At 37.2% G+C, this 11511-nt stretch carries 9 protein-coding genes; all 9 read right to left on the bottom strand.

Features of this window, described 5'->3' with window-relative positions:
- Window positions 1-3: 3 nt before the first annotated feature.
- Window positions 4-1200, bottom strand: a complete 1197-nt coding sequence (essB, locus tag JL53_RS00480) for a type VII secretion protein EssB (RefSeq protein ID WP_038406378.1) — start codon at window positions 1198-1200, stop codon at window positions 4-6.
- Between the two features lie 21 nt (window positions 1201-1221).
- Window positions 1222-1473: an EsaB/YukD family protein gene (locus JL53_RS00475; RefSeq protein WP_003718141.1), complete on the bottom strand. Its 252-nt coding sequence runs from the start codon at window positions 1471-1473 to the stop codon at window positions 1222-1224.
- Window positions 1474-1490: 17 nt separating this feature from the next.
- The gene (gene essA, locus JL53_RS00470) at window positions 1491-2000 is read right to left on the bottom strand and encodes a type VII secretion protein EssA (RefSeq protein WP_038406377.1); all 510 of its coding nucleotides are present in this window, start codon (window positions 1998-2000) and stop codon (window positions 1491-1493) included.
- Window positions 1990-5250, bottom strand: coding sequence for a type VII secretion protein EsaA (gene esaA, locus JL53_RS00465; RefSeq protein WP_038406375.1), 3261 nt, complete (start codon window positions 5248-5250; stop codon window positions 1990-1992). Before esaA ends, essA begins: the two co-directional genes overlap by 11 nt.
- Before the next feature lie 145 nt (window positions 5251-5395).
- The gene (locus tag JL53_RS00460) at window positions 5396-5689 is read right to left on the bottom strand and encodes a WXG100 family type VII secretion target (protein ID WP_003718138.1); all 294 of its coding nucleotides are present in this window, start codon (window positions 5687-5689) and stop codon (window positions 5396-5398) included.
- 319 nt (window positions 5690-6008) lie between these two features.
- A complete protein-coding gene (locus JL53_RS00455) occupies window positions 6009-7301 on the bottom strand; it encodes an adenylosuccinate synthase (protein ID WP_038406373.1) in 1293 nt (430 codons plus the stop codon).
- A 258-nt stretch (window positions 7302-7559) separates the two neighbouring features.
- Window positions 7560-8912 carry a replicative DNA helicase gene (gene dnaB, locus JL53_RS00450; RefSeq protein WP_003718135.1) on the bottom strand — a complete coding sequence of 451 codons (1353 nt, stop codon included), beginning with the start codon at window positions 8910-8912 and terminating at the stop codon, window positions 7560-7562.
- Between the two features lie 25 nt (window positions 8913-8937).
- Window positions 8938-9384, bottom strand: a complete 447-nt coding sequence (gene rplI / locus JL53_RS00445) for a 50S ribosomal protein L9 (RefSeq protein WP_038406372.1) — start codon at window positions 9382-9384, stop codon at window positions 8938-8940.
- 2 nt (window positions 9385-9386) lie between these two features.
- Window positions 9387-11360 carry a cyclic-di-AMP phosphodiesterase PdeA gene (gene pdeA / locus JL53_RS00440; RefSeq protein WP_038406371.1) on the bottom strand — a complete coding sequence of 658 codons (1974 nt, stop codon included), beginning with the start codon at window positions 11358-11360 and terminating at the stop codon, window positions 9387-9389.
- Between the last annotated feature and the right edge of the window lie 151 nt (window positions 11361-11511).

Below are 11511 nucleotides of genomic sequence, written 5' to 3'. Positions count from 1 at the left end.
CCCTTATTTTGCTTCTGTATTTGTTGATGCTTCTGTTTCACTTGCTTGTTCGTTCAGTTGGTCACTATATTCTTTCAAACTATCATCTAGTTTTTTCAGTTTATCGACTTTTTCATCGCCACTCATTTTTGTATCACTTTGCACTTGTTCGATTTGTTTCGTCAAGCTGTACATCGCAAGTGTCGGATCATCAAGAAGTTTGGCAGTATCTAGTGATTGGTTAAATTCACCACGACCATTATAAATCCAGTAAAGTAAATTCTTTTCATCTGATTTCAAGCTAATTGTACGCATAATATTTTCTTTCTTTTTATCACTCATTTTTTCGCCGTTTACGTAGGAATATGCTAATTCGTATTGGACAGATTGTGGCATTTTATCTGGTTCTACATCTTCTAAGCCAGTAATAACTTTATCGTAGTCGGTTTTCAGGAAATTCTCATTAGCTGTAAGCAAATCATTTTGAAGAGGTACTTTAACAAATGCAAAGTAGCTTACAGGGATTGCTAATAGTACAGCAACAATAATAAAACCAACAGCCAAGCCTCTGAATGTTCCGTATTTTTTCTTTGGTACACGTGTCATATTTTTTTGAACGGTTTTACTTTCTTTTACATAAGCTGCTTCTAAAATAGTAGCAATATCTTGAATCGATTTCGCATCTAAAATACTTTTTTCAAAATGAGAGCCGCGCGCACTGTTTAGCGAGCCATTATACAAATTATCAAAACTATATTTTTTAGAAAACATGGCAATGACAAAACATTGATACTGTTTAAAGAATGTTTCTTCATTTAGCTCGTATGGCGGTAAAATATTTTTAATACCTCGGTGAACTATTTTCGGGACTAAATTTATATCAAAAATAATATTATCCGGGTGCAAAAAGAAAGTATAGCGCGTATTTAGCAACTCACTTAAATCTGCAATATTTTTTAGTGCGCGTAATTTGTCTTCCCGTTCCATCTTTTTAATTTGCTCAAACCCATATGTATGCTTGTCAATATCATAAGAAATGGTGTAAGAGTCACTATCACTTGTAATCTTGGCAGGTACGAAATGAGCAGCTGGTTTTTCTAATAATTCCAGTTGTCCCACTTCTTTGGCATGTGTTTTGGATATTGGAAAAGTAACGCTCCAAACTAAATCCTCATAAGTAAAATCGTATGTTGTTCCGTCCATTTCAGTTGTTTTATTCATCAATTTCATTCTCCTTTTTTTCTATAAAATTTCTAAAATATCGCCGTCAGCAATTTGAAAATTAGTTAGTTTATCATCATCGCTTAGTAGTATTGCTTTGTTTGTCGTTTTTATGGTGCATTTCGATACATCTTTATACTCAATCTTTAGTGTTTCCGCCAAATTAATAATGAGTGCTTTAATTGGTTGATGGACGGGGATTCGCAGGTCATATTTACCTGCGCCCCAATTCGTAAAGTCAACTGTTACATTCATATGTGTATCTTTAGCCATTCTCATTTCCCCGCTTTCTATTCGAACACATTTCGCGCAGCCACATAAATTCCACCTGCTAATGCTATCAGTGTTCCTGCAATCGCTCCGCCAACCGTTTTCTGCTTTGTTTTTTTTGTTTCTTCTTCTGAATCCATCACTTTTACATCAGCCATCTCATCTGCTTCTGTTGAATAGCTATCTGTAAATAGTTTTTCTTTCGTCGTTTGTACTGTTTTTCCAGCGGTAGGCTCTTCTTCAAAGAGAGAGTCCTTAATTTTTTCATACTCCGCTTTTTCTGTTGCTTTTTGTTTCTTTATTTTCTTATCCATTTCATCTGTAAAAAGTGGTAGCCCGTTTTTATCAAGCTCCGTTTCTTGGGTATCTTTTAGTTCTTTCGTTTTTTCTTCTGCTGTTTTTTGTAGTCGATCGGTTTTAATGTCTAATTTTCCGTTGTTTTCGAGATAACTATCCGATTCTACTGCAAGCGCTCCTGGAGCATATGCGAAACAAACTAAAAGAAGTAAAACCGCTACTTTAAATTTCATCTGATTGCTCCTCCTCTTCTTCGCCATCTTTAGACCGATGCCATACAAATAAGTTAAGTGCTGTAAACAAGACAGCTGCACCGATTAAACTATACACAATAATGATGTAGTCTTGCTCCATGCTAATAACACCATTCAGCAGCTGCTCCATATATTGTAATGGGGAATAATTTCTAAATGTCGCAAAAACAGACTCATTATCAATGTTAAGTCCAACTGCATCTGTTAAGAATAAATATAGACTTAAAATCAACAAGATAATCGACATACCAATCATATTCAATTGACGTAAAAGATAGGAAAAGCCTAATACTAGCGTCAACATAATTAATACACATAACCCTATCCATAAGAACATCCCGATATTTCCGATTTCGATTATATATCCTGAAACAGCGCCAACAATTAATCCTTCAATAAGCGCTACCCCGGCTGTTAGGAATGTAATTGGAATATTTTTAAAGACAATGGGCATATCTTTTTCAAAATCATTTAATTGCACTCGTTTCTTCTCTTGATGCGATATAACATAACTAGTGAAGATTGCCAAGATAGTACAAATCAAGATAATAAAGTATGGTATAGATTTGTCTCCCGCAACAATAGTTCCGGCATTCATTTTATCTACTGGATTACTTAAGAAACTATATAGATTTTCGTTCTGTCTATCGCCAACTCGACTATTGTCCATGACTTTTGCAAAGTTCTTTTGGAAAGTTTGATCATCTTTTAGTTTTTCTTCTAAGTCATCTGATAAATTTGCTGCTTCTGATACGAGCGTTTCTCCACTTTTTTGGATACCTTTTGCCTCGTTATCAATCGCATCAAACGTTTTATAAACCACTTCCGCAGATTTCAAATTACCTTCCGAAGTTCCCGCTAGCGACTCACTTTCTGCAAGCAAATTAGCAAAATCAGAGTCTAGTTGCAGTGCAATCGTTCCTTCTTCATTTGATTTCTCTACAACAACATCATTTTGATCAATTAAATCATTGCTTGCACTTCTCCATGATTCAAGATTTTCAAGTGTTAGTGCTAAGTTTGTATTTAAGTTAACCGCTTCTTGACTTGTCTCCGTTAGCCTTGCAGTAACGTCTTCTGATCTATTTGCCGCTTCCGCCATCACTGATTTATAATCTGCAATTCGCTGTTCAAAAGCTTTTATCTCTTTCGTGTAATCTGCTACAAAGCGATCTGTTGTTAGATTAACAAAACTACCTATAATATCTTCTTTATTAAAAATGTAGTAATAGGAAGTAGTCTTAGCAACATTTTCCAACGTAACACCTGATTTACTGAAATCTGGCATTTGCTCTGTATTATTCGCATCTATTCCGTAAAACAAATCAAACAGTACTTGTAATTTGTAATAATCTTTTACCGTATTAGCTATTGCTTTCACTGATGAATCAGTTTCGCTAAGATATGTTGGCTCAATTACATTAATAGGCTCAACTTCTTTTCTAACTTTAGCATCTTCATCTGGCGTTTCAGTCCCGGAATCCGGATCAGTACCATCGTCTGGATTAGTACCATCACCTGTTTCAGTGTCTTCAGTTGGAATTACTGGAAGCTCATTCGAATCTTGCTTTTCGTATTGCTGTAAAGTCGCATTCCAGTTCACAGCTCCGGAAAGAGGAACTGTTTGACCCTCATTTAATTTCGCAAGTCCAGTTATTTTAATGTCAACCGGGGTCGTTGAGGCTGGTAAAGTTAATTTTATTCCATTAGCTCCATACGGCTCCTGTGTAACTAACTCCGATTGCCCTTCTGCACTTATCGTACAAACAACATTACTAAATGAAAATTTCTCATCTAAAGTAAGGAATATTTCCGATGTATACTCGCTCACTGGTAAAGTGTATGCTGTACTTTCTAATGCTATTCCGTTATTTTTCAGATTATTGATTGTGTTACTTTTAATTGTGTCTGTCGGTAGCGTTTTTTCGTCTGTTTTAAACTGGAAATCTTCACCAAATGCGCTTCGATGGCCATAGTAATATTCTTTGGATAGCTCTATCACATTTTTGTACATCGCTTCATCTAATCCAAGTTCCGCTAATTGCTGCGAGTTATAGGTTGGTAAAGCTTTGATGGCTTTTACAAGTCGTTTGTTAAAACCATCATTTATATCTTCTCCAGTCAAATCTTTTAAATCTATTTCATTTAATTCTTCTGAGTACTCATTTGTTTGTAAAATCCGCAATAAGTCATTATAAACGGCTGTTCGAAAATCGTCATTTAGCGTTCCATTAATTTCCGCATCCAGCGCATCAATTCTCGCATTTACATCTGCAATATAGTTTTGTAAACCTTGTGTTTGGGACAAAAGTGTATTGCTATCATTTAAGACTTGAAATTCCGTTGTCATTTGATCGTTTGCTTGTTCTAATGCTGCTGTTTGATTTCTAATATCATCCGCCGAAAGGGAACCATCAAATTTGTGCAAGTCTTCTGTAAAACTTTCTGCAAACGGAACATTGTCTTCTTGAGTTTTTACGAAAGCGTCCATACTCTTCATATATTCTGCATTTTCTTTTTTAGAATTATTTAAGCTTTCTTCAAATTCTTTCATAATATCCTGGAAACCTTGGAAGCTCTCTTTGGATGTCCCAGTGTAGTCCTGTACGGTTTTAAATTGCTTTGTATAATTCGATAGCGGGTTATTTACATCTTCATCATAAACACCATTATATTCTTTTTCTGCTTTGACTAACGTACCAATATTATCTTGCGCTTCTTGTAAGGTTGTTAGAATGCTCGCAAAATAAACATCAATTATCCGTTTGTTGAAATCTTCCAATACATTAGCTGCTGTTTTCTCAGCCTCTGCTTTCAAATCGCTATTCCCTACATCATTTACTTTGTAGCTAATTGTCACTTTTTCTGGGTTATCGGACGTCATTGATAATGCTTTTTCAGAAAAGTCACTTGGAATAACTATCATCATATTGTATACATCTCGTTTTAAGCCACTTTCTGCAACTCCGCGACTTACAACGTACCATTCATGTTGATCATCTTTTTCAATACTTTTAACAAATTGATTTCCAAATTCTACTTGTTTTCCTTGGAACTTGTCACCTTGATCCTCATTCACAAGGGCAATCGTCATCTTATGTGCTTTTTCTACTCCATCTTCATCTGCCTCTTTTTTCGTCCCTTGATTTAAGGCTAAATAGGTAATCCCCGCCGATAAAAAAATCGCCAAGACTAAAAAGAGTAAAATACTCCATTTTACTTTCTTCATTCATGTCCCACTCCCGCTGTGCTATTTTTATATAAATACCATTCGTGGTATCTGCTTTCTATTTTAGAAAAAGCCATGCAAAAAACTGCATGGCTTTTCGTAAAGCATCAAACTATTTTGTATGTATGCTCTACTCTTGTTGATTTTAGAATCCAAAGTTTTGAGAAAGTTGTTGATCATGCTCTTCAACTGCATTAGCTGTTTTCTCAAGTTGAGCATTAATTTGATCCATTAGGTTCGCAAATTCCGTTACTTTTGGTCTTAACTGTTCAAACTGCTCATCAAAACGAGCAAAAGCTTGACCTTCCCATTCGCTTCGAAGTTGCTCTTGCAATTGGCTTAAACGGCTTAAAATATCTTCAATGTCTCTACCACTTTGACCGTAAGTTTTAGCGCGATCACGTAGCTCGCTTGGACTCATACGAATTTGACCTGACATTCACTTCATCTCCTCTATTATCTATTGTGAATACAACATCACAACAAAATTATAACATGAATTCACAATCTTAAATGTGACAATAAAATGAATAAAAAACCTAAATGCCCTTATAAATCAGTACTTTTTCCCATTACATCATTTACTAAAAAAGAGGTATTTTTCACATATATGTAATGAAAATCCGATATACGACAGTTTGTTATAAAGAAATGGTAAATATTACACATTATCAGACCCTGCTTTTTGCGGATTTTTTAAGTACATTAAACAAAAAAACTCCTTGAGGAAATCCCCTCAAGGAGTTTTGAAAAAATTATTAAGCTAAACGCCACACACTTTTTACAACATGCGTTTGCGAGCGATCCGGCCCCACAGAGAACATCGAAACTTGCACGCCTGTTAATTGTGCAATACGTTCCATGTAATGGCGACAATTCGCTGGAAGGTCATCTAGTGAGCTAACATCAGTAATATCTTCTGTCCAACCAGGTAATTCTTCATAAACTGGTTCGCAGCGAGCTAAATCTTTTAGGCTAGCTGGAAATTCAGTAATCGTTTTTCCGTCTAATTTGTACGCTACACAGATTTTCAGTGTTTCAATCCCTGTAAGCACATCTAACAAAGTAAGCGATAAGTCCGTCAAGCCACTAACGCGACGAGCATGACGAACAACTACACTGTCGAACCAACCAACACGACGCGGACGCCCAGTAGTTGTTCCATATTCACGACCAACTTCACGAATATTATCACCCGTTGCATCAAATAATTCTGTTGGGAAAGGACCATCACCAACACGAGTTGTATAAGCTTTTGCTACACCAACAACATGATTGATTTTTGATGGACCAACGCCACTACCAATAGTAACACCACCAGCAATTGGGTTACTTGAAGTTACAAATGGATAGGTTCCTTGATCAATATCAAGCATAACCCCTTGTGCGCCTTCAAATAAAACGCGTTTCCCATCATCAAGTGCATCATTTAAAACAACCGATGTATCGCAAACATAGTCTTTAAATTGTTGACCATATTCGTAATACTCTTCTAAAATATCTTCTAATTTGAAACCTTCTAACTCATAAAAGCGCTCTAATAAGCGATTTTTCTCGCCAAGGTTATGCACTAATTTCTCTTTAAATGTTTCTTTATCTAGTAAATCGATAATCCGAATCCCGACACGAGCTGCTTTGTCCATGTAAGCTGGGCCAATTCCTTTTTTCGTTGTACCGATTTTATTCGCACCTTTACGTTCTTCATCTGCTTCATCAATGCGAATATGATACGGTAAAATAATATGCGCCCGATTAGAGATACGCAGATTAGAAGTATCCACACCTTTATCATGAAGATATTTTAATTCCTCCACTAACGCCTTTGGATCAACAACCATACCATTCCCAATTACACTAATTTTCTCTTTGTAAAAAATACCGGATGGAATTAAGTGTAATTTATACGTTTCGCCATCAAACTTGATTGTATGACCCGCATTATTCCCACCTTGATATCTAGCAATCGCTTCTGCATTCTCGGAAAGAAAATCCGTAATCTTCCCTTTTCCTTCATCGCCCCACTGTGTTCCTACTACAACAACTGAAGACATTTAAACACCTCATTTAATTGGTCTTTGATAGCTATGATTTTTTCACAGCCCCTTCATTTTCCACTATACATTGTACCGTTTGCCACTAAAATAGTCAATGCATTAACGAACATTGATTTGTAAGCAAAATTTATCGTTCGCTTTTTTTGCCATTTTAAATCAGTTTTACAGATTTTTTTTGGAAACAAGTGCCCTTTTTACACAAAATAAAAACCTTGAAAACTCCAAATCTAACTAGAATTTCACAAGGTTTTTAGTTTAAGCCATCGCGTCATCATAACGCACTTCTAAATTCACAAACTTATTGTACTCTTTCACAAAAGCAAGCTTAACGTCACCAACCGGACCATTACGTTGTTTTGCTATAATAATCTCAATTGTGCCATCATTTTCGCCTTCCCGGTCATAATAGTCTTCCCGGTATAAAAAGGCAACGATATCGGCATCTTGCTCAATCGAACCAGATTCACGAATATCCGACATCATTGGTCGTTTATCTTGACGTTGCTCTACACTACGAGATAACTGCGAAAGTGCAATTACAGGTACTTCAAGCTCCCGTGCTAAAGCTTTTAACGAGCGGGAAATCTCGGAAACCTCTTGTTGTCTATTCTCACCACCACGACCACTCCCAGCAATTAGTTGCAAGTAGTCGATTACGATCATGCCAAGACCTGTTTCTTGTTTTAAGCGACGACATTTGGAACGAATCTCATTCACACGAACACCAGGGGTATCATCAATATAAATCCCCGAGTTAGAAAGTGTCCCCATCGCAATGGTTAGCTTTTGCCAATCATCACTTGTCAAGGCACCTGTCCGTAAGTTCTGTGCATTAATATTACCTTCTGCACAAAGCATCCGCATAACAAGTTGTTCCGCACCCATTTCGAGACTGAAAATAGCCACATTCTCATCAGTTTTGGTCGCTACATTTTGAGCGATATTTAACGCGAAGGCCGTTTTACCAACAGAAGGACGCGCCGCAACAATAATCAAATCATTGCGCTGAAATCCGGCTGTCATCTTATCCAGCTCATTAAACCCTGTAGGAATACCAGTAATATCACCTTTGCGATTGTGTAAAATTTCAATATCATCATAGGTTTTAACCAAAACATCTTTAATATTCTTGAAAGCTCCAACATTTTTTCGTTGCGAAACTTCCAAGATGCTCTTTTCCGCCTCGTCCATCAGCATATCCAGCTCGTCTTCGCGCGAATAGCCATCTGTAGCGATTTGGGTAGCAGTTCGAATTAATCGTCTTAAAAGCGCCTTGTCCTCGATAATATGCGCATAGTATTCTAAGTTTGCCGCAGTTGGCACAGCTCCGGATAATTCCGTCAAATAAGGTAAGCCACCTACATCTTCCAAATTACCTTTCGCAGCAAGCGCCTCATAAACGGTTAATACGTCGACAGCCTTCCCGTGGTCATTCAAATCAAGCATCGTTTCGAAAATTAATTGATGACCAGTTCGATAAAAATCATCCGGCATTAAAATTTCAGAAGCAGTAATCAGCGCATTAGGCTCAAGAAATATCGCGCCCAGTACAGCTTGTTCGGCTTCAATATTTTGTGGTGGTGTTCTGTCCTGGAAATTATTATCCACTGTCTTACGCTCCCCTTAAGAAAAATTATTCTTCGCTAACATGTACATCCAGTGTTGCTGTTACTTCGTGATGTAGCTTCACAGGAACTTTCGTATGCCCTAAAGCTCGAATTGCTTCTGGCAAGTCCATTTTACGTTTGTCTATTTTAATACCATGTGTTTTTTCAAGCGTTTGAGCAATTTGTTTAGAAGTAATCGAACCAAACAATCTGCCACCTTCACCGGATTTCGCTTTTAATTCCACTGTTAATTTTTCCATTTTTTCTTTTAACGCTTTCGCTTCAGCTAGTTCTTCTGCTGCTAATTTATCTTCTTTTTTCTTTTGAGCAGAAAGTGTGCTTAAAGCCCCATTACTAGCCTCAACAGCATAGCCATTTTTAATTAAAAAATTGTTTGCATAACCATCAGCAACATTTTTTGTTTCACCTTTTTTACCTTTACCTTTTACGTCTTTCAAGAAAATAACTTTCATAATTATGTTTCTCCCTTCCAATACGCATCAATGGCGCTAATTAATTGTTTTTTTGCTTCTGCAATTGTAACATCTTTAAGTTGCGTGGCTGCATTCGATAAATGACCGCCACCACCAAGTTTTTCCATAATGACTTGCACATTGATTTGACCAAGCGACCGCGCGCTAATTCCTATTAATTTATCTGGACGTAGCGTAATGACAAAGGATGCCTGTACACCTTCCATTGAAAGCATCGTGTCTGCAGCCTGTGCCGCAATCACCGTTCCGAATTCCTCATCTTCATGTCCAGTTGCAATTGCCATACCATCATGATAAATCTCCAGTGACTCAACTAAACGACTTCGTTGCGTAAATGTCGTAATATCTTCTTTCAAAAATTGCTGGACTAAAATCGTATCTGCTCCAAGCGACCGTAAATAGCTCGCTGCATCAAAGGTTCTTGATCCAGTTCGAAGTGTAAAGTTCTTCGTATCTACAACAATTCCTGATAGTAGCGCGGTTGCTTCAATTTTCCCTACTTGCTCTAAATCGGGTTGGTACTCAAAAAGCTCGGTAATTAGTTCAGCTGTAGACGAAGCATATGGTTCAATATAAACTAGCACTGGATTGCCAACAAACTCCTCAGAACGACGATGATGGTCGACCACCACTACATTCGTCGCTGAATCAAGCAATTCCTTATTAATAACCATCGAAGGCTTATGTGTATCCACTACAACAAGCAAACTCTTCTCGGTAATATTTTCAAGCGCAACTTGTGGTGTCACAATATTTTTAATCACATTCGGATATTCTTCAATTTCGTTCATAAGTCGTTTTACATCTGGACTCATTTTGCCAGGTTCAACAACGACATAAGCATTCCGGTCGTTCATCTCAGCAATCCGCATTACACCTAGACTTGATCCAATTACATCCATATCCGGATAGCGATGCCCCATAACAAAAACTTGATCGCTTTGGTTGATTAGTTCTTGTAAAGCCTGTGAAATAACACGCGCACGAACACGAGTCCGTTTTTCCATCGGGTTTGTTTTTCCCCCGTAGAAGCGTACTTTCCCTTCTGGTTGCTTAATAACGACCTGGTCTCCACCACGGCCTAAAGCAAGGTCTAGGCTAGACTGCGCCAAATCAGCAAGTTTAATCAAATCTTCTTCTTTGTAACCAATCCCAATACTTAGCGTCAACGGAATGTTTTGTTTTGAAGTACGTTCTCGAATTCGGTCTAAAATTTGAAACTTCTCTTCCTCTAAGCGTTTTAACATTTCTTCCGTCAAAAAGGCCATAAAGCGGTCCGAAGAAATTCGCTTCAAATAAATTCGATGTTCACGAGCCCAGTTTGTCAGCATCGACGTCACCAAATTATTTAGCGCACTACGACGTCTATCGTCCATTCCTTGCGCCCATTCATCATAGTTATCTAGGAAAATAACAGCAAACACCGATTTATTCGCTTGGAATTTCTTATTTAGTTCATAGTATTCTGTGCGGTCATATAAATACAAAATCCGTTCTTTACGCTTCACGATTGTATCAAACCTATGTTCACGCCAAGCAATCGACATAATTCCGTCATCATCATTCCCGGTAATTACATCTAAAAATTCTGGTCCTACATCTTCCAAAGACTCCCCTATTAATTTGGTCTTATCAAAGTATTTGGACATAAATGGATTTACCCATTCAATTTTGTAATGTTCATCATACAAAAGTATCCCCATCGGCATTTCAACAAGTGCTTCTTCTTCACTGCGCTTTATCCGGTACGTTAAGTTAGAAACATACTTTTGAACATCCTCATTCAACCGATATTCAAAGTAAAACATCGCTACCGTGAGAATAATTCCACCAACTACAATTAAAACAGATAACCACCATGAAAAAAAGAAAGTGATTACGCTCAAAATAACTGTGGCTGCAATCAGACCGTATAAAGGATATTTAAGCATTCTTTTTTGAAAATAGCCTGACATTTCATCCAGCTCCCCATTTTTTTACATACCATTTGCCTGAATTTGAGTATCTATATCATAACATAAATGGAACCAACAATTCACCACTATTATTTTACCCATAATTCCGCTTTTCTTCAAATCACAGCTTATGTTTAGACAAAAAAAGCGA

It is taken from the genome of Listeria ivanovii subsp. londoniensis (assembly GCF_000763495.1).
Classification (GTDB): Bacteria; Bacillota; Bacilli; order Lactobacillales; family Listeriaceae; genus Listeria; species Listeria londoniensis.
The sequence above is the reverse complement of the archived record's forward strand: the minus strand, read 5'-3'. Positions and strand labels throughout refer to the sequence as shown.